Origin of the sequence: Marinococcus luteus, from assembly GCF_900106595.1 — a bacterium.
Classification (GTDB): domain Bacteria; phylum Bacillota; class Bacilli; order Bacillales; family Marinococcaceae; genus Marinococcus; species Marinococcus luteus.
In genome coordinates, this window is the sequence record NZ_FNNC01000005.1 from 1 (window position 1) to 25,501 (window position 25,501).

The window sequence follows — 25,501 nt, forward strand, 5'->3', positions numbered from 1 at the left end:
GCACGCCGCCAGCGTTCGTCCTGAGCCAGGATCAAACTCTCCGTAAAAAGTTTGATGCTGTGGCATCAGTGATGCCCTAAATAAATGGTTCTTTTCTTTGGGGCTCTGGCTTGTCTTTCCTTTTCAAAGAACAATCTGTCGTTATTTTCGCGACTTTTATATGTTAACACCGAAGTGTTGTTAAGTCAATAACTTTTTTCAGCTGCCTGAACAGCCTGCCGCTCTCTTTACGGCGACAAAAAATAATATATCATCGTTTCTTATTTGTACGCAACCCATTTTTATATTTTCTTTTAAATTTTTTATATAAATGCCGACTTTCGCTTCAGAAAGCCGGCATAAAGCTGTCTACTCTTCGTGGGAACCCTGGTTGCGCATTTGTGGAAACAAGAGCACATCTCTGATGGAAGCAGAATTCGTGAGCAGCATGACCAACCGGTCAATGCCTATACCGAGCCCTCCCGTTGGAGGAAGACCATATTCCATTGCTTCAAGATAATCATAGTCCATCATGTGAGCTTCCTCATCTCCAGCTTCTCTTTCTTCCACTTGTTTTTCGAACCGCTCACGCTGATCTACAGGATCGTTTAACTCACTAAAGGCGTTGGCATGCTCACGCCCTACAATAAATAACTCAAAGCGGTCTGTAAATCTGGGATCTTTTTCATTTTTCTTTGCAAGTGGAGAAATAGCGAGCGGATGCCCATACACAAATGTAGGCTGAATTAGTTTTTCTTCAACAAAATGCTCAAAGAATTCATTAACCACATAACCAAAGGACATCGTTTCCCGAATAGGCACATTATGTTCTTTAGCCAGTGCTCTCGCTTCTTCGTCACTCATTTCTTCCCAGAAATCTACGCCGGTTTCTTCTTTGACAGCATCTACAATATGCATTCTTTTCCACTGATTGCCGAGTTCAATCTGCTCTTCTCCGTATTGCAGAGCTGTGCTCCCAAGCACGTCTTCAGCGATCTGTACTATCAAACTTTCGGTCAGGTCCATAATATCTTCATAGTCTCCGAACGCTTCATACAATTCCATCATGGTAAATTCAGGGTTATGGCGGGTCGAAATCCCTTCATTACGGAAGACACGGCCAATTTCATATACTTTTTCCATGCCGCCTACAATCAGACGCTTTAAATGCAATTCAATCGCGATACGAATATAAAGCTCCATGTCCAGGGCATTATGATGAGTAACAAACGGCCGTGCAGACGCTCCGCCCGGTATCGTATGCAGCATCGGTGTTTCCACTTCCAAAAAGCCCTGGCGGTTCAAATGATTTCTCATAGATTGGATAATCTTACTCCGCATGATAAACGTATCTTTTACTTCCGGATTCGCAATAAGATCTAAATAACGCTGGCGGTAGCGCTGTTCAATATCCTGAAGGCCGTGGTATTTATCAGGAAGCGGGCGAAGAGCCTTTGTTAAAAGCGTTACTTCTGTTGCCCGCACAGATAATTCCCCTACATTTGTTTTAAATGCACGTCCGCGCACCCCGACAATGTCTCCAATATCCATATCTTTAAAGCCTTCGTACGCTTCATCGCCGACTTCGTCTTTCCGGACGTAAATCTGGAGCTGTCCTTCAAGGTCCTGCAGATGTGCAAAGCCCGCTTTCCCTTTTCCACGCTTAGTGACCATGCGCCCCGCTATCGTGATATCCGTGTTTTTTTCGCTTAGCTCCTCTTTAGAGAAGGCGTCAAACTCCCGGTGCATGGTTTTTGAATCATACGTGCGGGCAAAGCGTTCCCCAAACGGGTTTTTCCCTTCATTAATCAGTGCTTCTCTTTTTTCCCGCCGTACACGGAACTGGTCGTTCAGCTCATGATCCTGGCTCATACTAGTAGTCTCTCCTTTAGCTCGTTTTTAATTTTTTCTTCTATATAAATGCCTTTTGTTTCCATTTTCATTCCGATAGCCATAAGCAGAGCGGCTTCCCTGGAAGAAGCCGCTCTGCGCGCAGATACTTATGCCATACTGGGAGCTTCCGTAGAACCGACAAAATTATATAGTGTTTCCGCCACTTCATCGCGTGTATTCAGTTCATTTACTCTTCCCCGTACTTTAGAGCCACCGTGCATGCCCTTAAGATACCAGGCCACGTGCTTGCGCATTTCCCGCACAGCCACATCCTCGCCTTTCAACTCTATCAAACGGTCCATATGCACAATGCATACATCCATTTTTTCCTTCGGAGTCGGTTCCTCTTCCACAAGCTTTCCTGTTTCCAGGTACTGTACCGTCCGGTAAAACATCCACGGATCTCCAAGGGCGGCACGGCCAATCATCACGCCGTCCACTCCTGTAGTATCAAGCATTGCCTGGGCGTCCTGAGGAGTAGAGACATCCCCATTGCCTATTACCGGAATATTCACTGCGTCTTTTACTTCCTTAAGTATTTCCCAGTTCGCGACGCCTTCATACATCTGCACCCGGGTGCGCCCGTGTACTGCCACGCCTTCACCACCGGCTGCTTCGATTGCCTGTGCGTTCTCCACAGCCAGTATATGCTCATCATCCCAGCCCATCCGCATTTTCACCGTTACGGGCTTATCTACTGCGTTCACAGCTGCTTTTACCATTTGATAAATTTTGTCCGGGTCAAGCAGCCACTTGGCCCCTGCGTCACACTTAGTGATTTTCGGTACAGGACAGCCCATATTTATATCAATGATATCTGCATTGGTATGCTGATCCACTACTTCAGCAGCCCCGGCCATCGTTTCTTTGTCCCCACCGAAAATCTGGAGACTGAGCGGTTTTTCCCTTTCATCCACGTAGAGCATCCGCATCGATTTTTCATTTTCGTGCAGTATTGCTTTGTCGCTTACCATTTCTGCGCATACCAGTCCTGCTCCAAATTCCTTCGCAATCAGTCGGAAAGCAGGGTTGCTGACTCCTGCCATCGGAGCAAGCACCACCGGGTTATTCATTTTTATGTCACGAATTTTTAACACCACAGCAACCTCCTATGTGTTGTCTTTATTTTTCACGCGTCATCGTTATCTATTAACAGCTCACCCCAGTATACTACGTCGGCCCGTTCCTTCTCCGGCAGTTTTTTTACATACCAACGAACCGTCTTGTCCTCGTGAACAAAACGGTCCGGGGCAATATCAAAAAACGGCACCAGAACAAAGGCCCGTTCAGTTAACCGGGGATGCGGAATAATTAAATGCTCCTTGTTCATATTTTCTTCATCATAGATAAGAATGTCAAGGTCCACTGTCCTCGGCCCCCACCGTTCTTCACGTATACGCTCAAGTTCATGCTCGATCCGGTGAAGCACCTCCAACAGTTCCTCCGGTCCGTAATCAGTGCTCCATTCGGAAACCATGTTCAGAAAATGCGGTTGATCAGTCACCCCTACCGGTGTGGTTTCATACACCGGTGAAAGCTTTGTCAGCTGCATCTCTTTCTCCTGCTGCATAGCCAGGAGCGCCCGCTTTAAATACTCTTCCCGCTTACCGAGGTTTGACCCCAGCGCAATAAAAACCTGTGGCATTATGGACGAACCCTTGTCATTTCAATGGCAACATGATCGTAGTGGCCTGGGATTGGCGGATCCGGTTTAATCACTTTCACGTGAAGCTGCTCAACGATTCCAAAACGCTCAAATATTGTTTCGGCAATCTTTTCCGCAATCGTTTCTACCAGCCGGTAAGTTTGGTTTTCCACGGCTTCTTTCACTGCTTCAAACGCTTCGGCATAGTTGACGCTTTTTTCTACGTCATCCTCTGCTGCTGCCGGCTTCAGGTCCGCTTCGAGTACTAAATTGACGCGAAAGCGCTGGCCGAGCCTGTTTTCCTCTTCAAACACCCCGTGATAAGCGTAAAACTCCATTCCTTGCAAATGAATTTTATCCAACCGAATGCTCCTTTCTTACTCCGAGCATAGCGTCCATCATCCGTGCTACGCGCGTCATTTCTTTTACATCATGCACACGGACAATGTCGCATCCGCGTTCAATACCAAGGCTCACCGTAGCACCCGTTCCTTCTACCCGGTCATGGGCAGGAAGTTCAAGCGTTTTTGATATGAGCGATTTACGGGAGCTGCCAAGGAGTACTGGGTACGAAAGCGACGTAAACTGATCCATGTTCCGCATCGCTTCCAGGTTCTGCTCATACGTTTTTGCGAAGCCGATGCCAGGATCCAGAATAATGCGGTCTGCTTTGACCCCGGCTCGCTCGCAAATGGCTATACTTTCATAAACGTCCTTAATCATGTCAGGCATCAAATCCTGGTACTCTGTATTATCCCGGTTGTGCATCAAAATTATCGGCACGTCGTATTCAGCTGCTACCCGGGCCATGTCCGGATCTGCTTTCGCTCCCCACACATCGTTAATGATATCCGCCCCGGCTTCGACAGCTGCTTCGGCGGTGGATGCTTTATAGGTGTCCACGCTGATAGGCACACCTATCCGGCCCCTCAGGGCTTCGAGTACCGGAACGATCCGCCGCTGCTCTTCTTCTGCTTCTACAAATGTCGCACCGGGACGGGTGGACTCCCCGCCGATATCTATAATATCCGCTCCGTCCTCCACCAGCTTTTCTGCCTGCGCAACAGCCTGCTCCACCTCGCTGTACCGGCCTCCGTCAGAAAAAGAATCCGGCGTCACGTTTAAAATACCCATGACAAACGTTTTTAAGGAAAAATCAAGCTCCCAATTCTTCCATCGCATTACCTGATTGCGCATTTTCTCTCCTCCCTGCCGTGCCAGCTGTTATTTTTTCTCTCTTTCTTTCTGGTAGCGGCTGTGCAGCAGCCGGGCCGCTGAATAACTTGGAAAATAATGATCCCCGAGGGCACGCACTGCTGCAATTTCCTGAATAGAATTCGTGACAAACATTTCTTCCGCTGCTTCTATATTCTTCGGGAGGAAGTATCCTTCCTCCACGATGTAATCATTTTCATGTGCTAACTGTATCACAAATTGACGGGTAATGCCGTTTAAAATACCTGTCCCCACTGCCGGTGTATACAAAGTATCTCTTTTCCGCCAGAAAATATTGGACACGATGCCTTCTGCGGCATACCCTTCGCCGTTTACAAAAATACCTTCCACGTCCGGCCGGTCTTTTATTTCCTGTTTGGCGAGCCAGTTGTTCATATAATGATGAGACTTCATGCGCTCCCGGCCTTCCGGACTATTCCGCCTCAGACGGAGCCATAAGGCGTCCTTTTGCATAGGTTCTGCTCCTGCTGCCGGGAGCGGCTTCATGTAAATAACAATAACCGGTTCAAGGTAGGGAGTCGTCTGGATCCCCAGATCCCCGGGCCCTGCAGAAACGTTGTAGCGTACGTAGGCATTCTGCAGCCCATTGGCGTCGAGCAGCTGCTGAATTTCTGCCTCGACCGTTTCACGCTCATAGCGAAAGACAATGCCGAGCTCTTCTGCGCCGGCTTCGAGCCTTTCCATATGAGCATTCAGCAAAAACGGGTGGCCGTTATAAACCCGAAACGTCTCAAACAAGCCAAGTCCGTACATAAAACCGTGATCAAACACAGAAAGACGAGCTTCGCCCGCCTTCTTTACCTCACCGTCTATATACACATACACTGCTACAGCACCTCTTCTGACTGCCGGTGCCGGTCCACAAAGCGCTTGAGCATCTGTTTCCCTTCACCGGTCATAATCGATTCGGGGTGAAACTGCACGCCCTCCACAGGGAGGGTGCGGTGGCGGATCCCCATAATCTCACCGGCTTCCGTTTCAGAGGTGATGTCAAAGCAGTCCGGCAGTGTTTCTCTTTTCACAATTAACGAGTGGTACCTTGTAGCCGTTAATGGATTTGGAAGATCGGCATAAATACTTACACCGTCGTGGTGGATATCCGATGTTTTTCCGTGCATCAGACGCTCCGCCCGTACAACATCGCCCCCGAAGGCCTGCGCAATCGCCTGGTGGCCGAGACAGACACCAAAAATCGGGATCTCTCCGGCAAAGTGCCGTATCGCTTCGACGCTGATCCCCGCCTCATCCGGACTGCAGGGCCCCGGGGAAATCATCAGAATATCCGGATTCAAATAAGCAATCTCCTCCACCGTGATTTGGTCGTTGCGCCGCACTTCGAGTTCTTCGCCCATTTCTCCGAGGTACTGCACGAGGTTGTACGTAAAAGAGTCATAGTTATCTATCATTAGAATCATGCGAAAATCTTCCTTTCTATTCTAGTCTCAGCTCTGCTCGTGGGTGATACCGGCCTCTGCTTCACTCTGGCTTTTCGCTTCCCATAATGCTTTGGCTTTTTTGATTGATTCTTTGTATTCTGCTTTTGGATCAGAGTCGATGACAATCCCGGCTCCTGCCTGAACATGAGCGTACCCGTCCTTGGCAAGCATCGTGCGGATCGAAATGTTCAGCTCCGCATCCTCATTGTAGCCAATCCAGCCGAACGCTCCTGTATAGAAACCCCGGCGTACCGGCTCAAGCTCTTCAATAATTTCCATCGTCCGTACTTTCGGAGCACCGGTGATCGTTCCACCGGGAAATACTGCCCTTATCATATCATACACCTGCTCTGTTTCAGCAAGTATTCCTCTTACATTGGAAACGATATGCATCACATGGGAATACCGTTCCACCGCCATTAATTCATCCACCTTTACCGACCCGTAACGGCAGACACGGCCAAGGTCATTTCTTTCAAGATCGACAAGCATGACATGCTCGGCCCGCTCTTTTTCCGTTCCCATTAATTCCTGTTCAAGCGCCATATCCTCCTGTTCGTCTTTTCCTCTCGAACGGGTCCCGGCAATTGGGCGGGTAGACACTTCCGCACCCCGTTTTTTAACCAGCAGCTCCGGGGAGGCACTGACCGTCTGCCAGTCCGGAGTGTGCATATAACCCATGTACGGGGAAGGATTCAGCTCTCTTAGCTTTTGATAAATATGAAAGGGAGAAGTATGCAGGAGCTGCGTCTGGCGCGTGGATAAATTTACCTGAAATACGTCCCCGGCGGCAATGTACCCTTTAATCTGCTCCACCGCTCCACCGAACAACTCCTCGGAAAAGGACGGTACCGACTTTTCGGCAGATACAGCCCCCTTCGCTTCTGGATGCTCCTGCCTGGAAGACTTTTCTGCCGCCTCCAGCCATGCTTTTTTCCATTTCTCGACGAATTTAACGGCGTCTTCTTCTTCGGCATGTAAATGCCATACCCACGTTTTCCCCGTTTTTTTGTCGTGAATGAAAAACAGGTCATACAGGAGAAAATACGCATCCGGCATTCTCAGATCATCCACCGCAAGCTCCGGAAGATGCTCAATATACCGTACATAGTCATAGCTTATCTGGCCTACCGCCCCTCCCTGGAACGCTGGGAGATCCGGATTCTTTGGAAGATTGTACGGCTCCATCCATTTTGCCAGCGCTTCAAGCGGGTCTCCCTCATGCATTTCAGTACTCCCATGTCTATGAAGGCTCGTTTCTCCATTTTTCCCTTCCACTACCGCAAAGGGACAAAGGGCAGCAATGTCAAGCTCGCCCTGGCGCCCGCTTTCAAGCAGCACCTGGTAAGGTTCGTCTCTGCCAAGAAACTCAAACGCCTGAAAAAACTGCTCATTCGTCTGAAAAAACGACGTCGTAGTCTGTGTATATGATTCTCCTGCTTGAGGCCCTCTGGCCAGTCGCTCATCCATTATGTTTATGCCCCCGGTTTCGTCCAAGTCTCTCTTTTCGCAGACAATTCTCTTTATATTTCCTCCAAGTCTACGAAATTTTTTATAAAAAAACAATCAGAACGCTGTGCCTGCTTTATTACCCTTTTTCGTTCCCATTCACTCCAAATAAACTTAAAGTAAAGCACAAAAGATATTTTCCCATAAAAAAAGCCCGCCCCTTTTTCAGGGTACGGGCTCTTTAAGGATTTTTATGCTAATCTACAGTTTCTTCAAACTGATAAAGAGGCGTGCTCAAGTAACGCTCCCCGTTACTAGGAATAACAGCTACGACCTTTTTGCCTTTGCCGAGCTTTTTCGCTTCTTGAAGAGCAACATAAATAGCCGATCCGGAAGAAATACCGCCTAAAATACCTTCCTCGCGGGCAGCGCGGCGTGCATATTCAAACGACTGCTCCGTGGTTGCTTCCGCTACTTCATCGTAAATGTCTGTATTCAGCGTACCCGGTACAAAACCGGCGCCGATCCCCTGGATTTTGTGAGGGCCTTTATTTCCGCCGTTTAAAATTGGGGAATCTGCCGGCTCAATACCTACAATACGCATCTCCGGATAGTGCTCCTTCAGCAGGCCGCCTGCACCGGAAATCGTGCCGCCGGTCCCGATGCCGGAAACGAAGGAATCAATCGGTCCGTCAATCTGCTCCAGCAACTCACGACCGGTTGTTTCACGGTGGATTTTCGGATTCGCTTCGTTTTCAAACTGCTGCGGCATAAAGTAGCCTTTTTCTTCAGCAAGCTCATTCGCTTTAGAAATTGCGCCACCCATGCCGTCAGGTCCCGGTGTAAGCACCAGTTCCGCGCCGTAGGCACGAAGAAGATTGCGACGCTCCATGCTCATTGTCTCCGGCATTACCAACACCGCCGGGTAGCCTTTGGCTGCAGCTACCATCGCCAGGCCGATGCCTGTATTACCGCTTGTCGGTTCAACGATTGTATCCCCTTCTTTTAAGCGGCCATCCCGTTCAGCAGCTTCGATCATCGCAAGACCAATACGGTCTTTTACGCTGCTTCCCGGATTCATATACTCGAGTTTCAAATAAACATCTGCATCATTTTCCCCGGTTAAACGGTTTAGTTTTACTACGGGAGTATTCCCAATGAGTTCTGTAACGTTATTTGCAGCCTTCATTCATGCTCCTCCTTCAAATACCAAGTAAATTTATTGGTTTTATAATAAATTAATCGTACCAATATGGTCAACTTCTGTCAATCTGTAGATCAAAAGGCGCACAAATGACCTAGGAGCGGTTTTCAATTTCGGAGGTGCGCTCTTTCAAACGCTCCAGGTCGTCCACGTCCAGGTGATAGACCTCATTACAAAAGTGACACGTCGTCTCGGCTCCCCCGTCTTTTTCAATCATATCCTGGAGCTCGTCGGTGCCAAGAGAAATAATCGCGTTTTCCACCCGTTCCTTGGAGCACTGGCAGGAAAACTGAACTGGCTGCGTATCGAGCACGTTCACTTCTTCGCCAAGGATAATATGAAGGATTTCCTCCGGAGTTTTGCCGTGCTCAATAAGCTTGGACACCGGCGGCATCTGCTGTATCTGCTGCTCAAGGTGCGCTACATATTCTTCCTCTGCATCTGGAAGCACCTGAATAATAAATCCGCCAGCTGCTTTCACAGAGTTATCCGGATTCACAAGCACCCCGAGGCCGACAGACGAAGGCAGCTGTTCGGAATTTGCAAAGTAGTACGTGAAATCGTCTCCGAGTTCGCCGGAAACAATCGGAACATTGCCGGTAAACATATCCCGCATGCCGAGATCTTTAACAACCGACAGTGTTCCTTCTGTACCAACGGCGCGGGCAACGTCGAGTTTACCGTTGTCATTCAAATCGAAGTGAATCTGCAGATTGTGGGCATATCCCCTCGTGTCACCCGAAGAATTGCTGTCAACAATAATTGGACCCATCGGCCCGTGCCCTTCAATTTTAATGGTCAGTTTATCGTCGCCTTTAAGCATCGCTCCCATCATGGAACCAGCTGTCATCGCCCGGCCTAAAGCCGCCGAAGCAGTCGGCCATGCCCGGTGGCGTCTGACCGCCTCATCCACCATTTCTGTCGTGTGCACGGCGTAAGCACGAACCTGATGATTAAACGCTGTTGCTTTTACCAAATAATCCTTCATTGATTTAATTCCTTCCTTTCCACTCTTGCTCTCTATATCATTATATTATCTTCGAAAACCTGATACATAGTATTGTACAAAACCAATTGAAAAACAACTAATCCGCTCGCATTCTTTCTGTTTATGCTATACCGCGGAACGTGCGGAGAAAAACATCTACTCTCTTTCAAGCATACAAAAAGGATGCCCGCTTAAAGGCATCCTTTCTTTTATACTAGTCGCGACGGTTCGTATCGTCACTGTCGGAGCCCGAGTCCGAAGAAGTTGTCGTTTCTTCGGTGGAGGTATCCTCCGAAGAAGATTCACCGCTGTCGTCTTTTAGGACGTGGTCAGCCTGTTCCTCTTCACGTTTTTGTTCTTCGCTTTTCGTAGCACCCATCTCTTCATCCGATTTATTCGAATAGTGATCCTCCGGAAGCTTGCCGTCTTCAACAAGGGAACGAATCTGCTCTGCATCCAGCGTTTCCAGTTCCAGAAGACTTTGGGCTACAAGCTCAAGCCGGTCTTTATACTGCGTCAGAATTTGTTTACAGCGTTCATACGACTCCATAATGATTCTTTGCATCTCATTATCAATTTCGTGAGCGATAGCGTCACTGTAATTTTGTTCGTTCTGCATGTCACGGCCGAGAAATACCTGGCCGCCTCCGCTTGAACCAAACTGCAGCGGGCCGAGTTTTTCACTCATACCGTACTCGGTAACCATGCGGCGGGCGATATCTGTCGCACGCTGGAAGTCATTATGAGCACCTGTACTCACTTCGTTAAACATGACTTCCTCTGCCACACGGCCGCCTAACAGGCCGACAATTTTATCGAGAAGCTCCGGCTTGGTCATAAAGTAACGATCTTCCTTCGGAAGCATCATTGCATAACCGCCGGCCTGGCCGCGCGGCACAATGGTTACCTTGTGCACCATATCCGCGTTTTCAAGCTTCATACCAACAACTGTATGGCCTGCTTCGTGGTGAGCCACAATGTTACGTTCTTTTTCTGAAATAACGCGTGATTTTTTCGAAGGACCGGCAATAACGCGGTCAATCGCTTCTTCCACATGCGTCATTCTGATCTTCTGCATATCAGCACGAGCTGCTACAAGCGCCGCTTCGTTCAGAAGATTTTCAAGGTCCGCCCCGGTAAAGCCAGGCGTACGCTGGGCGATCGCCCGGAAGTTAACATCCTCTGCAAGCGGCTTGTTGCGCGCATGCACCTGGAGAATTTCCTCCCGGCCGTTTACATCCGGACGGCCGATAAGAATCTGACGGTCAAAACGTCCCGGACGGAGAAGTGCAGGGTCCAGTACGTCGGCACGGTTAGTCGCTGCAATGATAATAATGCCTTCATTGCCGGCAAAGCCGTCCATTTCAACCAGAAGCTGGTTCAGCGTCTGCTCACGTTCATCATGGCCGCCGCCGACGCCGGCACCACGCTGGCGTCCCACTGCGTCAATTTCGTCAATGAAAATAATACACGGTGAATTTTTCTTCGCGTTTTCAAAAAGGTCACGTACACGGGAAGCACCGACACCGACAAACATTTCCACGAAGTCTGAACCACTGATGGAAAAGAACGGTACGTCTGCTTCTCCGGCAACCGCCTGGGCGATCAGCGTCTTACCTGTACCCGGAGGACCGACAAGAAGTACGCCTTTTGGAATACGGGCACCGATGTTGGAGAATTTACGGGCGTCTTTCAGAAAGTCAACGACTTCTACAAGCTCCTGTTTTTCTTCCTCCGCACCGGCTACGTCTTTAAAACGCACCTTCTTTTTGTCTTCCTGGTACATTTTTGCCTTACTTTTACCAAAGTTCATCATCTTGCTGCCGCCGCCCTGGGACTGGCTGAGCAGGAAGAAGAATAGAAGGAAGATAATGATAAATGGAATCATCGTCGTAAGGAAAGTAACCCAGCCGCTCGTTTCTTCTTCCGGCTGTGTATCAAATTCGACAGCGTTGCCATTTGGCCCCTGCGCTGTCTGCAGCTGCTGTGTTGATTCATCTGTCATCGGAATATACGACTCGTATGTTTCCGCGTTTTCAGTATCCCCACTTGTAGCACCTGTTACATTGTAAACTCCGCCTTCGGGCTGAAGCGTAATAGTAGCAAATTCGTTCTCACTAAGACGTTCATTGAACTCTGTGCTGCTGATTGTATTTGTATCTCCACCATCGTTTTGGGCAAAGCTGATAATCCCTATAATAACCAGGAATAAAAAAAGCCAAAACACAGTGTTACGAAAAATTCGGTTCATTCCTGACCTCCTCCTGCATACATCGAAAGCTGCAATAATAGTATCATATTCACTTGTCTGTTCCTAATCATCCGCCTTGATAAATCTCGGGCTTTAATACACCGATATACGGCAGATTCCGGTATCTCTCTGCGTAATCCAGGCCGTAGCCTACGACAAATTCATCCGGCACAGTAAAACCAACCAGGTCTGCGGTAAGGTCTACTACCCGTCCTTCCGGCTTATCCAGAAGCGTTACCACTTTCAGTGACTTCGCTCCCCGGGTCTGCAGGAGGCTGATTAAGTATTTAAGCGTACGCCCACTGTCGATAATATCTTCAAGTATCACGATGTCTCTGTCGTAAACCGTTGTATCCAGGTCTTTGATAATTTTAACTTCGCCAGTAGACACCGTGCCTCCGGCATAACTTGAAACGTCCATAAAATCCATTTCAAGATGAATATGCATGCGCTTGACAATATCAGCCATAAAAGGAAGTGCTCCTTTTAAAACTCCGATCACTAAAGGAAAACGCCCGTCATACTCTTCCGTAAGCGTCGTGCCCAGTTCTTTAATTTTTGCCTGCAGTTCTTCTTCCGAGATTAATATATCCTGTATTTCGTCGTGCATCTGAATGTCTTTACCCTCCCAAGCGAATTTCATTCTTTCATCCGGGCTGTTATTTAACAGCCGCTGTTTTATTTTATATAACTATAGTCACAAAACAGAAGCGGTACAACCGTGTTATAAGCTGCCAGTGTTAAAAATGGTCCATTTTCAATCATAGCACGTATAAAGGGAATTTGCTTCCCTGCACAAAAAATTTTCCGAAATTGTCACTTCTTATTTCACGTGCCCGCTTAGTCTTTTTTCCATACGAAGTATGCTGCCTCTTTTTCATAACGAAAGGAGGCGCGGAGGCCCGGAATCCATAAAATGGTTCCTTTTTCATCTGTAAATACGGGCCGGTGCGCACGTTCATGCTTTGGAACTTTTTCGTCTATAAACAGACGATGAATTTTTTTCGCTTCCTTCATGCCTGGTATATGTATTCGGTCCCCTGCGCGCGGGGGTCTTACGTATATCGGGAACGAAAGAATTCTTTCAGGTACAGCAACCCAAAAATCCGTGTCCTCCGGCCGGTCACGACTTACTCCAGCGATACCGGTGCCGTATTTGTAATTACCATAGCCAGAAATGCGTATCATCTCAGGAGAAGAAGCCACGGCTTCCTCCCTGCGTAAGAATTCCAGCCTGCCGTAAGATTTGCGGACTAGTATCCCCCCGGGTAAATGAAGCTCTCCCGACGGGCCGGCGGCAGAAGCCAGACCAATACAGGAATCTACCAAAGAAGCAGAAATGCCTGTTTCTTCTGCAGAAAAATAATAATTTAATAGTAGCGAAACCGTTTCCCTTTGTAAAGCAAGAGGGGCTTCGTGAAAAAAATCCATTCTTACAGCTGCATGATTGAGCTCCAGCTGTTCTCCGTAAAAATCGAGGGAAGCTCGGGCCTGGCTGCGCATATAGTCCTGCTGTTCTTTGTGCCATTCATACTTTTCCTGCATGTGCTGATGCACCAATGGAAATTCCTCTGTCAGCGCCGGAATGACATGGTGGCGCACCCGGTTGCGCCTGTAATCATCTGCAGAATTGCTTTCATCCTCCACGTAAGGAATGCCGTACTTTCTGCAATAGAGCAGAACGTCTGTTTTTTGCACACCAAGCAGGGGACGCGCAACCTCAAATCCGTTCATTGTACGCTTCGGGGCAATCCCTTCTTCGCCGAGAAGCGACCGGCCCGAAGCTGCCTGCATGATCATCGTTTCGAGCTGGTCATCCGCATGGTGGCCGGTTATCAACACATTATAGCCAAAACGTTCCATAGTGCGGAAAAAGAAATCATATCTTTTTTTCCGGGCCGATGCCTGGGTCGCCTTTTCTTCAGGAGCCTCCTTCATAAACATTGCCGCAGAAAAAAAAGGCAGCTGTTGGTGCTCTGTCCACGCCCGCACCATCTGCGCCTCTGCCTTCGATGTTTCCGGACGGAAGCCGTGATTTACATGCGCGATTCCCAACGTGAATTCATATTTACTCTGTAAGCTTTTCAGGATGGAGGCAGCTGCCATGGAATCTGGACCGCCGGATACCGCTGCGAGTACTTTCGCTCCCGATGGTATCATTTCCCATCTGGTGATCCATTCTTCAACGATGCGTTTCATAACGCTGGCCCACTCCTTTGCCAACAGAAAATACCGAAAACGCGAACACGAGGCCAGCCGCAATCGCAATGGCCTGCAGCACTGTTTCCACTCCCTGTTCCAGTCCATATAAATACCGTTCCTGCACGAATGCAAGCATTGTTTCATACGCCCGGCTGCCAGGGATCAGCGGAATAATTCCCGGGAGACTGAAGGTTGTTACCGGGACTTTCATAAACCGGGCAAACCATTGGCTGACAAACGAAGCAAAAAAAGCAGCCACCGCCGCCGCAAAAACAAGCGACAGTCCTAAAACCGGCATCAGTGAATAAATGGCCCACGTACATACACCGATAAACCCACCCCACCAGACGAGCCGGAGCGGGATATTAAAAATAATCGCAAAAGCGATCGTTGCCACAAAACAAAGGCCCAGCTCTAATGCAAACATCGCCATCGTTATTTCCCTCTTTTCCTCAGTCTATACGAAAAAAATTGTGAGTGCTACTGCCACACCGCCTGCTATAGACATGCTTGAGACAGCCGCTTCGGCCCCCCTGGCTACTCCTGCCACCAAGTCTCCTGACATTAAATCACGCACCGCATTCGTCAATGGTACGCCCGGCACAAGAGGAATAATCGTACCGATAATCACCTGATTGGTATTCATTACAAGTCCCATCTGCACCATCAGCATGGCTATTAAAGCACCTGTGAATGATGCCAGAAACTCCGAGAAAAACTTCACTTTCAGCCTCATTTGGTAGCGTACGAGCGCCACCGCTGTCACGAGTCCGCCAAGCGCGGCCGGCAGCATATCCATGATGCTCGAGCCAATCAAATAAGAAAAAGCACCCCCGCCGATACCGGAAGCCAGGTAAATGAACCATACAGGATAATTCATCGGTGATTCTTCGATTTCTTTTAACTGCTTCTTTACCTCCCTTGAAGTAAGAAGACCGCTCACGTATTCCCTCGACAGCTGGTTGACTGAAGTCACTTTGCTTAAATCCTGATAACGTTCCTCAATTCGGAGCATTTGTATATGGTCACGCTGGTCTACAGGCGATTTAAACGACAAAAAGATAGCTGTTGTCGTCACAAATGTATTCACCTGCTCCATTCCGGCAGCCTGGCCCATTCTCCGCATTGTGTCCTCTACCCGGAACGTTTCTGAACCGTAACGAAGCATAAGCTGTCCGGCATGCAGACACATGGCCATAATGTCATCTGCTTTTTCCACGTGCCTCCCCGCCCTTCCTCAATTAATATGTAAATGTGCTTTCGGTTAAAGTATAGAATACTCGCCAGCGGAACAAAAGTAATTTTCAGCAGTGAAACCGCTTCAATTAATTGGAACAAAATAAAACCACTGCCCGATTGGCAGTGGAAGCATTCAAGTTATTATTTGGTAGCGGCGGAGGGGATCGAACCCCCGACCTTACGGGTATGAACCGTACGCTCTAGCCAGCTGAGCTACGCCGCCATTTATTGCGACATTCACGATTATAAATTGTTTTTATATTAAAAGTCAATAAGCGATATGAAATTAATTTCAGCTGAAGCATTTCCCCGAACAAAGAGAGCCTGCCGTGCGCTGGCAGGCTCTCTCCAGGGTGGGAAGCTTCCGGCATTACTTGCGGGATTTTTTTCCCTTTTTTTCTGTCTGCTTACGGATAGTGGCCAGGCGTTCTTCGCTGTCTTTCATGAAGCTGCTCATTTTGTCTTCAAAGCTTGCCGGACGCTGCTGCTGAGGAGGTTTCGATCCTCCGCGGGGCCGGTCTCCCCCGCTTTTTGGACGTCCGCTGCCGCTGCTTTTCGGGCGTTCTTCCTGAGGACGGTCCTGCGCCTTACGGATGGAGAGTCCGATTTTTCCATCATCCTCTACCTTCATCACCTTTACTGTCACTTCATCCCCGACGGACAGAAAATCACTGATGTTTTCCACGTATTTATCCGCGACTTCACTAATGTGAACGAGACCTGTTTTTCCCGGCTCGACTTCTACAAAAGCGCCAAACTTCGTAATGCCGGTAACCTTGCCCTGTATCTTGCTGCCCACTTCAATTGCCATCTAAAAAATGCTCCTCCTTATGGATCCTATATGAAATATAAAAAGAGATTAGTGCAAAAGAAAGAGAAACGCCTCACGTTTTCAATTTCTCTGTGTCCAAGTAATTATACTCGAAGCCAAAAAACAATGTCAATTAGATGAATCGCTTTCCGGAAGTTTATAAAGCGTTTCCCCTTCTTTGGTTAAATAATATTCTTCCCGGGCGACTTCCGCTATGTAATCAAGGTCGTTGTAGTCCTCCACCTGCTGATTTAAGTCCGCTTCTTTATCCTCAAGGTTCACCATCTGCTCTTCCATCTGCTGCTGCTCTTCATTGTTGGCCGCAATTGTCTGCCACTGTGAAAACAAAGTGATGCCCATTAATATGACGACAAAGGCAGTAACGACAGTTAAAGCAGTCATTCTTTTTTTCAATCCACGGCGCTGCTTCTGCACTGCGGCTTCTTTACGGGCATCTGTCTGTGTCTGCTGGTGGGAGTGCGGTCGATGAATGTTTGTTACTTTTTTCTTTTCCTCAATCAATCAAGAGCTCCTCCTTCGCTCGTCTCTGCAAGCTTTGTTATAAAAGACGCACTTTATAAAACGTTTACGATTTTAGTTATGTTAATCATAACGGAGCAGCGAAAGAGTTTCAACACGGTTTTTCCTCTTTATTACAGTTTTTTGCTTTATTTTTCTTGTTTGCGCAGGTTTTCTTACATACTAAATAATAAAGCCGTCCCAAAAAGGAACGGCCGTTCGCATTATTTGCTTTCTTCTTCCATCAGTGTATACATCGACTCTGCTTCGTCTTTTTTCGTTGTATCTTTAATGGCTTCCACTCTTAACTTTAATGTCTTCGAAGCAAAACGTACGATGATTTCATCCCCAGGCTTTACTTCCGTACCGGCCTTCGCCTGATTGCCATTTACCGTAATGCGTCCCTGAGCAGCTACTTCCTTTGCAAGAGTTCTCCGCTTAATCAGCCGCGACACCTTTAAAAACTTATCTATTCTCACCGTTACCGCTCCTCCTTCTTCGCTTCCTGCCACCATGATTCCGCTGTCTGCAGAAAGTTTTCTTCCTGCCACTGCCGGTTTTCTTCATTCATTTTCCGTTCAATGTAGGCAAAACGACGGAAAAATTTCTGGTTTGTCTGTTCCAGCGCTTCCTCCGGGTGTACGCGAAAGAACCGGGCGAGATTCACGAGCACAAATAAAATATCCCCAAATTCTTTTGAGCTGTTTTGTTCGTTTTCTGCCCGAAGCTCTGCTTTCCATTCTTCTATTTCTTCATGGAGCTTGTCCCACATCGGAGCGTCATCACCCCAGTCGAACCCGGCTTTCGCTGCCTTTTTCTGGATTTCATAGGCTCTCATAAGTGCTGGCATTGCCTGAGGAATATCCGCGAGTACAGAATCTTCTTCGCCGTCTTTGCTTTTTTCAGCTTTTTTAACTTCTTCCCACTGAGTGTTCACTTCTTCCGGGGTAGCCGCCGCTGATTCCGCGAACACGTGCGGATGCCGGCGGATCATTTTTTCTGTTACTGATTCCACCACATCATCAATGGTGAAAAAGCCCTCCTCTTCCCCAATTTGAGCATGAAGCATCACCTGAAGCAAAATGTCCCCCAGCTCTTCCTGCAGGTTGTCATCGTCTTCAGCATCGATGGCACTTAATACTTCATAGGTCTCCTCGAGCAGGTATTTTTTCAGCGATTGGTGCGTCTGTTTCCTGTCCCACGGGCACCCGTCCGGTGCACGGAGGGCAGCGATAATGCTGCGGAATTTGTCCCAGTCGCCGTACCGGGCTGAAAACGGCAGCGGCGGAACATAGACTGACATTAGATTATCGACAAAGTCTTCGCGGTCAAGCTCGTACAGCGGAAGCTCCTGAAGCCGTTCTGCCCCCGTTCCCGCTCCGGAAATCATGTGCACTATGTGCTCTTCCGGGTACAGCTCCATCAGCGTCAGCTTCACCTCCGAAGCTGTCATACGATCGTACACCTGAGTGAGCAGCAAATGGGTGGACACCTGCACGTCTTCTCTTTTCAGCGCCGTCGCGTCCAGCAGCTGAAATCCTTCACTTGGATCCAGCCGGAGGGTTGCAAATACAGGGTCTAAAAAGCTTTGTCCCCCCACAATGTCCACCCGGCATTTTTCGGCCTTTTCCGCTTCGAGCAGCTGCTGCACCACCATTTCTGCCACTAGCGGATGTCCCGGCACTGCATAACAAATTTCCCCGGGGGCTTTGGAAGCCTCCAGCAGCTCTGCCGTCATTAATCCGTATGCCTCTTCAAACGAATCTGTCTGTTCGTAGATCCGGTCAAAGGTTTTATAGGCCGGCAGCTCTTCCTGCAGCTCTCTGACTACCGGGTGCTCCCTGGTACGCAAATACAGAGAGGAGGCTGAGCGGAGACGACGGTAAACCTCCAGTGGGAGCTGCCCGGCATCCCCTGCTCCGAGGCCTAAAACGGTAATAACTGGTCGCATATCTGCATTATTCATTAGGAAGTCCCCCTCTTTTCATTCTTGTTTCCGCCTGCGGAAACCATCTTCCACTCCTGGGGTTCGAAAAGTCTTAAGCCTTTGACAAGAGCCAGACAAAGCGCCACGCCGGCCACGGCCAGGCCAAGGGCCCACATGCCAGCGACCGTCCGTGCATCCACGCTGCCGACAGGCAGCTGCAGCACCCACAGGCCAGCGCCAAGCAGGACTAAAAGAGCCGCCCAGCAGATGCACCATCTGCGGGAAGGCCAGGAAATCAGCCCGTGCTTCTGCAGAAGCATCCCCTGCAGAAGGCTCGTGACGGCAAGACCGCCAATCGTTGCCGCCGCTGCACCAATTGCTCCAGAGACCGGGATAAGCACTATATTTCCGATGAGCTTTATGACTCCTCCGGCCACTATCGCTCCGGCAGCCATCCGGACACGGTCTGCCCCCTGGAGAATCGCGTTCGCAGTTACAATCCAGCCGCTGAACAGAAGTGAAATAGCGAGCGTCGCCATAAGCTCCGTCCCACTCCTGTTTTCAAACAGCATCACGTTCACAAAACCGGCTACTGTATACAGGCCTACAGCCGCTGCTCCGCCGATAACCAGACTGACCCGAAGAGCAAGCCCGCCGAGGAAAACTCCTTCTTTTCCGCGCAGCGAAGGGAGTACAGCTGCTGCGAGCGCCGTAGATATTACCGTGCCGAACTGGAGAAGCGGCTGCGCCCGGTCCAGCACACCCTTCGTTTCTTTCGCATCCTGTCCGGAAACACCGTAAGCCTCAAGCCCGGGAACTACAGTAAACGCATCGATCCATTGATAAAACAAAAACACCATTGCACCGAGACAGGCGACTACTCCTGGTATAAGCAGTTTTTTTACCATCGTTTTATACTCTTTCCCGGCTCCCCGGAAACGAAAAGGCAGCGGTTTACGACGGTGCTGAGACCACCAGAGAAGCAGCATAATCAAAGCCCCTGCCCCGGCACCTGCTATGGATGCTCCCATAGCACCGGCGCCTATGTCGTACACTCCCTCTCCGGCCGATACTGCTGCCCAGGCAAATAACAGAATGAAGCTCACCCGGCACACCTGCTCCACTACATGCGATAAAGCCGTCGGCTCCATTCTCCCTATCCCCTGGTAGTATCCGCGTCCAAGCGAAAGCACAGGCACGAGGAGAAAGACGAATGAAGTCATACGTAGTACCGGCGTAAGCTGTTCATCCCCCATAGCACCAGCCACCACGGGCGCAAAAAGAAGCAGAAGCATAAAAGCCGAAGCCCCTGCAGATACCAGCACCATTCCAGCCGCTTTCATCGTTTCCAGCCGGTCGGATGCTTTTTTCTGCTGTGCCATTTCCCCGGCCAGCACAGCCGGAAAGCCGTAAAGAGCAAGAATCATCGCTATACCGTAAAACGGGTACACCTGCTGATAAACATAATATCCAATATCTCCGGTCATATTCTGGTATGGAATCCGGTAAACAGCGCTGAATACTTTTCCTATCAGGGCAGCTGCTGTCAGCAGGGAAACGCTTTTTAGTAAACGGGCGAAAGAGCGTCTGTCATTTGTCATCTTCGGTACCTTCTATCCGCCCGCTCTATTTCGGGGACGTTGTTCCTTCCGGCTCTTTTTTTGCTTCCTGTACGCCTTTGACAACCGCCTGCACGGAAGTGAGGATTTTCATTTCTTCGAGCCGCTGGTGCTGCACTGAGATCTGAATTTTTTTTCCACTGGTCCCGATACCGATATGACGTCCCAGATCATTTACAAGTCCGAACAGCGAAGCGCCATCTGCTGCATTGCTTGCTGCTTCGCCTACCAGAATAATGGTTTTGTTTGCTTCCTGGGAAATGGATTCCACTCCGGAAGCTTCCGCGCGCAGACGAATATTACTGAGAATAAACAGCTTTTCCACTTCCACCGGATATTCCCCGAAGCGGTCCATCATTTCACTCTGCAGATCTTCCATATCCTCAAGCGTCTCAAGCCCCCGGAAGCGTTTATACATCTCTATTTTCTGCTTGGAGTCATCGATATAAAAGTCAGGGATATAGGCATCTGCTTTCATATTCATATCCATCTCCGGCTCCTGCTGCTTCGGCTGATCTCCCTTACGTTCTTCAATAGCTTCTTTGAGCATCTGTGAGTACAAATCAAAGCCCACGGATTCAATGTAGCCGTGCTGCTCTGCACCGAGCAGGTTACCCGTTCCACGGATGGAGAGGTCTCTCATGGCAATCTTAAAGCCGGAGCCGAGTTCCGTAAATTCCTTGATGGCCTGCAGGCGTTTTTCCGCCACCTCAGAAAGCACTTTGTCGCGCTGGTACGTGAAATACGAATACGCTACGCGGTTGGACCTGCCCACCCGGCCGCGGATCTGATACAGCTGGGAAAGCCCCATCCGGTCAGCGTTATTAATAATAAGCGTATTCACGTTCGGGATATCGACCCCTGTTTCTATAATCGTTGTCGTGACCAGTACATCTTTGTTGCCCTCTAAAAACTCCACCATGACCGATTCGAGCTCCTGCTCATTCATCTGTCCATGAGCGTAGGCGACCTCCGCTTCCGGCACAAGCATCGAAATCTGGTCAGCCATCCGGCTGATATTATCCACCCGGTTATGCATAAAATACACCTGGCCGCCGCGGCTGATTTCACGTTCAATGGCTTCTTTGACCAGCGTCGGGTTGTATTCCATCACATACGTCTGGACCGGAAAGCGGTTTTCCGGCGGGGTCTCGATAACTGACAGGTCACGAACGCCGAGCATCGACATATGCAGCGTTCTTGGAATCGGCGTTGCCGTCAGTGTTAACACGTCAATGTTTGCCTTGAGCCGCTTAATTTTCTCTTTATGAGTAACTCCAAACCGCTGTTCTTCGTCGACAATCAGCAGCCCTAAATCATGAAACTGTACGTCCTTGGAAAGCACACGGTGCGTGCCGATCACAATGTCAACGCTTCCTGCTTTCAGCCCGCGGATCGTTTCGTTCTGCTGTTTTTTCGTCCGGAAACGGCTCATTAAGCCAATGTTGATCGGCTGCTCGGCAAAACGCTCTGTGAGCGTATCGAAATGCTGCTGGGCCAAAATCGTTGTCGGCACCAAAATGGCCACCTGCTTGCCGTCCATTACTGCTTTGAACGCCGCCCGTATTGCCACTTCTGTTTTTCCGTAGCCAACATCCCCGCACAACAGGCGGTCCATCGGACGTTCGCGCTCCATGTCTTCGCGGATTTCTTCAATTGCTTTTATCTGATCCTCCGTTTCCTGATAAGGGAACGTCGCTGCAAACGCCTGCTCCTCCATCGCATACCGGTTAAAGGCGTGCCCTTTCGCAGCCTCCCGTTCTGCATACAGCTTGATCAGGTCATCAGCAATGTCTTCAACCGAGGACTGCACTTTGCGTTTTACACGCTTCCAGTCATTGCCGCCAAGTTTATAAATTTTAGGATCCTTTTCTTCTGATCCCACATACTTTTGCACCTGATCAATCTGCTCGACCGGCACATACAGTTTGTCGTTGCCCGCATAGGATACGTTTAAGAAGTCCTGGTGCACTCCTCCAACGTCCAGGGTTTCCATTCCCAGGTATTTTCCGATGCCATGGTTCACGTGAACCACCAGATCTCCCACCTGCAGCTCCGAATAGCTCTTGATGCGTTCCGCATTATTCAGCTTTTCCCGGCGCCTCGAGCGACGCACCTGCTTTGTAAACGTCTCCTGCTCCGTAATGACGGCAAGCTTTTCAAGCGGCAATTCAAATCCGCTGTCGAGCCGCCCCTGTACAATAGCAGGACGTCCCGGCGTAAATGGTCCGTCCTTGTCGGCCCGTTCTGCTTCTACTCCGTAATCATCGAGAATTCTCTGCAGCCGTTCGAGGCGGTCCTTAGTCTCAGCGGCAAAAACGATACGAAATCCGCCATTCTGCCAGCGTTCAATTTCATTTTTCAGTACCGGCAGCTGACCGTGGAACTGCTGCATCGCCTTGCTCGTGACATTCGCCACCCGGCGCGGGTGAAACTCGGATAAACTACGGGTAAATAAAGAAAAAAGCACCTTCGGAAAATCGATGTTTTTCATAAGCGTATGGAACGGTACCGAAAGCTGCATCTCTACCGGCAGCTCCCCCTGCTCCACCATATTTGTCCGCCACTCTGCCTCTTCTTCATCCAGCCGTTCTGCTGTTTCCTGCACACGGCTCACTTCATCAATAAAAAAGATCGTTTCGGAGGAAAAATACTTGCTCAGGGTAGCTGGCTGTTCATAGAAAAACTGCATATATTTGTACAGACTTTGAAAACGTACGTGCTGCAGCAGCTGCTCCCGCTCTTCCGACAGGCGCTCCTGCACCTTCTGTTTCACGGTCTCGTCCTTGACTGTTTTCAGCGTTTTACCCAGTCCGTCCTCAAGCTGGGAGGCTGCACGCTGAAACTGTTCCGGATAAAGAATTGTTTCCTGGGCAGGGCTGATATTTACCTTAGTAATCTGCTCAATTGTCCGCTGATCCTCTGGATTAAACAAACGGAGAGAATCAATTTCTGTATCAAACAGCTCCAGACGAACTGGATTGTCCGCCGTAAGCGAGTAAATGTCAATAATACCGCCGCGGATGCTGAATTCACCGGGAGCAGCCACCATATCGGCCCGCTGATAGCCGGAAGCATAGAGAAATTGCTGGAAAGCATCCAGGTCAAGATCGTCACCGGTATGCAGCGGCCACTGGGCTGCTTCCCAAACAGCAGGCGGAGGAAGCAGACGGCGAAGGCCGGCCACCGGGCTCACAATAATTCCGTCAAAGCCGCTGACCAGACGGTCGAGCACTTCAATTCGCTGCGACCTCATTTCCGGACTCGCTACCGCAATTTCAGCAGAAATAAGCTCATTGACCGGATAGATTAATACTTCTTTTTCCGACCATTCCAACAAATCATCGTACAGCTTCTGCGCCTGATACAACGTGTGCGTCACTACCAGCTGAGGCTTTTGCGTCTTCTCCTGGGCAAGCGTCATAAATAACGTTCTTGCCGATCCGCTGAGCCCTGAAATCAGCTGCTCCGGTACCCCGTTTTGAAGGTCGCCGATGACTGCGCTGACCTCCGGGTTGGAGGCCAATATCGATGGTAAACCCTTCATGCTCGTTCCTCCCTATTCATGGTGGTCTTTTTTTATCACGCAAAAGGGGAGCGGAACGCTTCAGCCCCACTCCATCCTTCTATTAATTAAACTCATTCATTACTTCGTCAAATGATTTACTGCTCCAGGCTTCCGCCGAGACTGCTGCCTTTTTAACAGCTTCATCCATCTGCTTTCTCTCTTCCGGTGGAAAAGTGCCAAGAACATAGTCAATCACGGACGCCTTCTCCGGCTTTCCAATGCCAATTCGCAGACGCTTGAACTCCTTTGTACCCAAATGTTCAATTAACGAGCGTATGCCATTATGGCCGCCATGGCCGCCTTTTTTACGCAGGCGGACCGTGCCGGGAGCCAGGTCCAGATCATCATACACAACTAAGACATCTTCCGGGGACGCTTTATAAAAATCAAGCATCGGGCCTACTGCTTCTCCCGAAAGATTCATATAAGTCAAAGGCTTTACCAGTATCACTTTTTCGCCCCCTGCCATTGTTTCGGCAGTTTCGCTCCTCCACTTGCTCTTTTTCCATGACAGCTGCCACATGGAAGCGAGCTCTTCAACAGCTTCAAATCCGACATTGTGGCGCGTCTTTTTATATTTTTTTCCCGGGTTGCCTAACCCGACAATAAATTTCATGCTGGTCCCCCGCTCTGCTTCGTACGTATAATGTTCAGGCTGCTTCTACATATTGTACTAAAAAACTGTTTTTTTGACGTTTGAAACGATTACAGTACTTGTCTTATTTTAAGATATTTCCGCTTAACAGCATAGCATAAATAAAGATCGCAGAGCGCCTGTACAACAGCGTCGCCTGCGATCTTTATTTATGACGGAAGGCAGCACGCCCTCCGTCGGCTTTGGTGCAGAAATTATGAATTGTTGTTGTCGTTGCTGCCTTCTTCAGAACCTTCTTCGGATTCTTCATCCGCGTCTACAAGCTCAGGCTCTTCTGCTTCTTCTTCGCCTGGCTCTTCCGGCTCTTCTTCCGGTACAAGAACAGTAACAATTGTTTCTTCCGGCTCACTCGTAATCGTGTAGTTCAAACCTTCTGGAAGGTCTGCTACCTGAATGGAGTCGCCGACATTCAATGTCGAAATGTCCACGCTGATGCTGTCAGGAATTTCAGCAGGCAGTGCGCTGACAGTAATATTGAACATCATGTGGGAGACAACGCCGCCGTCTTTTTCCCCTGGCGCTTCGCCTTCGAGGTGTACAGCAACGTCTGCTTCCATTTCGGAAGTCATATCTACTTCAAAGAAGTCAACATGGATAAAGTAATCCTTAATGGAGTCAACCTGCATATCATGCACGATGACCTGGTGCTTTTTGTTTTCGCCTTCAATAGTAAGATCAATGATGCCGTTCTTTCCAGCCTCACGAATCGTTTTCAGGAATGTAACGTTGTCAACAGAGATAGGCTGGCTTTCCGTTTTCTTGCCATAAATAACGGCTGGAATTGTGCCCTCTCTGCGGAGTTTTTTCGTCACTGACTGTTTTGTTTCAGGACGACGAGCTGCAGTTAACTGCGTAGCCATGGTATTCACCTCATAAGTTA

23 protein-coding genes and 1 tRNA gene are annotated in these 25,501 nt (G+C 49.1%); all 24 read right to left on the bottom strand.

Going from position 1 to position 25,501, the window contains the following annotated elements; translation table 11 throughout:
* Positions 1–348: 348 nt before the first annotated feature.
* Positions 349–1,851: a lysine--tRNA ligase gene (lysS, locus tag BLV22_RS10560; protein WP_091614976.1), complete on the bottom strand. Its 1,503-nt coding sequence runs from the start codon at positions 1,849–1,851 to the stop codon at positions 349–351.
* A 128-nt stretch (positions 1,852–1,979) separates the two neighbouring features.
* A complete protein-coding gene (gene dusB / locus BLV22_RS10565) occupies positions 1,980–2,969 on the bottom strand; it encodes a tRNA dihydrouridine synthase DusB (RefSeq protein ID WP_091614979.1) in 990 nt (329 codons plus the stop codon).
* Positions 2,970–3,001: 32 nt separating this feature from the next.
* Positions 3,002–3,517: a 2-amino-4-hydroxy-6-hydroxymethyldihydropteridine diphosphokinase gene (folK, locus tag BLV22_RS10570; protein WP_091614981.1), complete on the bottom strand. Its 516-nt coding sequence runs from the start codon at positions 3,515–3,517 to the stop codon at positions 3,002–3,004.
* Entirely contained in the window at positions 3,517–3,879 is a 363-nt protein-coding gene (gene folB, locus BLV22_RS10575; RefSeq protein ID WP_091614984.1) for a dihydroneopterin aldolase, read from the bottom strand. Before folB ends, folK begins: the two co-directional genes overlap by 1 nt.
* Positions 3,872–4,714 carry a dihydropteroate synthase gene (gene folP, locus BLV22_RS10580; protein WP_245724077.1) on the bottom strand — a complete coding sequence of 281 codons (843 nt, stop codon included), beginning with the start codon at positions 4,712–4,714 and terminating at the stop codon, positions 3,872–3,874. Before folP ends, folB begins: the two co-directional genes overlap by 8 nt.
* Before the next feature lie 27 nt (positions 4,715–4,741).
* Entirely contained in the window at positions 4,742–5,578 is an 837-nt protein-coding gene (gene pabC / locus BLV22_RS10585; RefSeq protein WP_091614986.1) for an aminodeoxychorismate lyase, read from the bottom strand.
* Positions 5,579–5,580: 2 nt separating this feature from the next.
* Positions 5,581–6,168, bottom strand: a complete 588-nt coding sequence (pabA, locus tag BLV22_RS10590) for an aminodeoxychorismate/anthranilate synthase component II (protein ID WP_091614989.1) — start codon at positions 6,166–6,168, stop codon at positions 5,581–5,583.
* Between the two features lie 27 nt (positions 6,169–6,195).
* A complete protein-coding gene (locus BLV22_RS10595; protein ID WP_091614993.1) occupies positions 6,196–7,659 on the bottom strand; it encodes an anthranilate synthase component I family protein in 1,464 nt (487 codons plus the stop codon).
* Between the two features lie 235 nt (positions 7,660–7,894).
* Positions 7,895–8,827 carry a cysteine synthase A gene (gene cysK / locus BLV22_RS10600; RefSeq protein ID WP_091614995.1) on the bottom strand — a complete coding sequence of 311 codons (933 nt, stop codon included), beginning with the start codon at positions 8,825–8,827 and terminating at the stop codon, positions 7,895–7,897.
* A 109-nt stretch (positions 8,828–8,936) separates the two neighbouring features.
* Positions 8,937–9,830: an Hsp33 family molecular chaperone HslO gene (gene hslO, locus BLV22_RS10605; protein WP_091614998.1), complete on the bottom strand. Its 894-nt coding sequence runs from the start codon at positions 9,828–9,830 to the stop codon at positions 8,937–8,939.
* A gap of 214 nt (positions 9,831–10,044) precedes the next feature.
* Complete coding sequence (gene ftsH / locus BLV22_RS10610) at positions 10,045–12,081, bottom strand: ATP-dependent zinc metalloprotease FtsH (protein ID WP_091615001.1); 2,037 nt, start codon at positions 12,079–12,081, stop codon at positions 10,045–10,047.
* A 67-nt stretch (positions 12,082–12,148) separates the two neighbouring features.
* Positions 12,149–12,691 carry a hypoxanthine phosphoribosyltransferase gene (gene hpt / locus BLV22_RS10615; protein WP_176967761.1) on the bottom strand — a complete coding sequence of 181 codons (543 nt, stop codon included), beginning with the start codon at positions 12,689–12,691 and terminating at the stop codon, positions 12,149–12,151.
* A 230-nt stretch (positions 12,692–12,921) separates the two neighbouring features.
* Positions 12,922–14,280: a tRNA lysidine(34) synthetase TilS gene (gene tilS, locus BLV22_RS10620; protein ID WP_091615004.1), complete on the bottom strand. Its 1,359-nt coding sequence runs from the start codon at positions 14,278–14,280 to the stop codon at positions 12,922–12,924.
* Positions 14,264–14,716: a threonine/serine exporter family protein gene (locus BLV22_RS10625; protein WP_176967744.1), complete on the bottom strand. Its 453-nt coding sequence runs from the start codon at positions 14,714–14,716 to the stop codon at positions 14,264–14,266. Before BLV22_RS10625 ends, tilS begins: the two co-directional genes overlap by 17 nt.
* A 24-nt stretch (positions 14,717–14,740) precedes the next feature.
* On the bottom strand, positions 14,741–15,502 hold the full coding sequence (locus tag BLV22_RS10630) for a threonine/serine exporter family protein (RefSeq protein ID WP_245724078.1): 762 nt from the start codon (positions 15,500–15,502) through the stop codon (positions 14,741–14,743).
* A gap of 166 nt (positions 15,503–15,668) precedes the next feature.
* Positions 15,669–15,745 (bottom strand) — tRNA-Met (locus tag BLV22_RS10635).
* A 147-nt stretch (positions 15,746–15,892) separates the two neighbouring features.
* Positions 15,893–16,333, bottom strand: a complete 441-nt coding sequence (locus BLV22_RS10640; RefSeq protein WP_091615007.1) for a S1 domain-containing RNA-binding protein — start codon at positions 16,331–16,333, stop codon at positions 15,893–15,895.
* Positions 16,334–16,462: 129 nt separating this feature from the next.
* Entirely contained in the window at positions 16,463–16,855 is a 393-nt protein-coding gene (locus BLV22_RS10645; protein WP_091615010.1) for an FtsB family cell division protein, read from the bottom strand.
* 221 nt (positions 16,856–17,076) lie between these two features.
* Positions 17,077–17,331 carry an RNA-binding S4 domain-containing protein gene (locus tag BLV22_RS10650; RefSeq protein WP_091615012.1) on the bottom strand — a complete coding sequence of 85 codons (255 nt, stop codon included), beginning with the start codon at positions 17,329–17,331 and terminating at the stop codon, positions 17,077–17,079.
* A 2-nt stretch (positions 17,332–17,333) separates the two neighbouring features.
* Positions 17,334–18,803 carry a bifunctional methyltransferase/pyrophosphohydrolase YabN gene (gene yabN, locus BLV22_RS10655; RefSeq protein ID WP_091615601.1) on the bottom strand — a complete coding sequence of 490 codons (1,470 nt, stop codon included), beginning with the start codon at positions 18,801–18,803 and terminating at the stop codon, positions 17,334–17,336.
* A gap of 14 nt (positions 18,804–18,817) precedes the next feature.
* Positions 18,818–20,380, bottom strand: coding sequence for a polysaccharide biosynthesis protein (locus tag BLV22_RS10660; RefSeq protein ID WP_091615014.1), 1,563 nt, complete (start codon positions 20,378–20,380; stop codon positions 18,818–18,820).
* A 25-nt stretch (positions 20,381–20,405) separates the two neighbouring features.
* A complete protein-coding gene (gene mfd / locus BLV22_RS10665; RefSeq protein ID WP_091615017.1) occupies positions 20,406–23,945 on the bottom strand; it encodes a transcription-repair coupling factor in 3,540 nt (1,179 codons plus the stop codon).
* 82 nt (positions 23,946–24,027) lie between these two features.
* On the bottom strand, positions 24,028–24,582 hold the full coding sequence (gene pth, locus BLV22_RS10670; RefSeq protein WP_091615020.1) for an aminoacyl-tRNA hydrolase: 555 nt from the start codon (positions 24,580–24,582) through the stop codon (positions 24,028–24,030).
* A gap of 233 nt (positions 24,583–24,815) precedes the next feature.
* Positions 24,816–25,481: a 50S ribosomal protein L25/general stress protein Ctc gene (locus BLV22_RS10675; protein ID WP_091615022.1), complete on the bottom strand. Its 666-nt coding sequence runs from the start codon at positions 25,479–25,481 to the stop codon at positions 24,816–24,818.
* Positions 25,482–25,501 lie beyond the last annotated feature (20 nt).

Coding starts and splice junctions, on each gene's coding strand:
- mfd (WP_091615017.1), bottom strand. CDS start 23,945: ATGAAGGGTTTACCATCGATATTGGCCTCCAACCCGGAGGTCAGCGCA.
- BLV22_RS10625 (WP_176967744.1), bottom strand. CDS start 14,716: ATGGCGATGTTTGCATTAGAGCTGGGCCTTTGTTTTGTGGCAACGATC.
- BLV22_RS10640 (WP_091615007.1), bottom strand. CDS start 16,333: ATGGCAATTGAAGTGGGCAGCAAGATACAGGGCAAGGTTACCGGCATT.
- folP (WP_245724077.1), bottom strand. CDS start 4,714: ATGCGCAATCAGGTAATGCGATGGAAGAATTGGGAGCTTGATTTTTCC.
- hslO (WP_091614998.1), bottom strand. CDS start 9,830: ATGAAGGATTATTTGGTAAAAGCAACAGCGTTTAATCATCAGGTTCGT.
- BLV22_RS10660 (WP_091615014.1), bottom strand. CDS start 20,380: ATGACAAATGACAGACGCTCTTTCGCCCGTTTACTAAAAAGCGTTTCC.
- BLV22_RS10595 (WP_091614993.1), bottom strand. CDS start 7,659: ATGGATGAGCGACTGGCCAGAGGGCCTCAAGCAGGAGAATCATATACA.
- tilS (WP_091615004.1), bottom strand. CDS start 14,280: ATGAAACGCATCGTTGAAGAATGGATCACCAGATGGGAAATGATACCA.
- folK (WP_091614981.1), bottom strand. CDS start 3,517: ATGCCACAGGTTTTTATTGCGCTGGGGTCAAACCTCGGTAAGCGGGAA.
- cysK (WP_091614995.1), bottom strand. CDS start 8,827: ATGAAGGCTGCAAATAACGTTACAGAACTCATTGGGAATACTCCCGTA.
- hpt (WP_176967761.1), bottom strand. CDS start 12,691: ATGCACGACGAAATACAGGATATATTAATCTCGGAAGAAGAACTGCAG.
- BLV22_RS10675 (WP_091615022.1), bottom strand. CDS start 25,481: ATGGCTACGCAGTTAACTGCAGCTCGTCGTCCTGAAACAAAACAGTCA.
- pabA (WP_091614989.1), bottom strand. CDS start 6,168: ATGATTCTAATGATAGATAACTATGACTCTTTTACGTACAACCTCGTG.
- pth (WP_091615020.1), bottom strand. CDS start 24,582: ATGAAATTTATTGTCGGGTTAGGCAACCCGGGAAAAAAATATAAAAAG.
- lysS (WP_091614976.1), bottom strand. CDS start 1,851: ATGAGCCAGGATCATGAGCTGAACGACCAGTTCCGTGTACGGCGGGAA.
- yabN (WP_091615601.1), bottom strand. CDS start 18,803: ATGCGACCAGTTATTACCGTTTTAGGCCTCGGAGCAGGGGATGCCGGG.
- ftsH (WP_091615001.1), bottom strand. CDS start 12,081: ATGAACCGAATTTTTCGTAACACTGTGTTTTGGCTTTTTTTATTCCTG.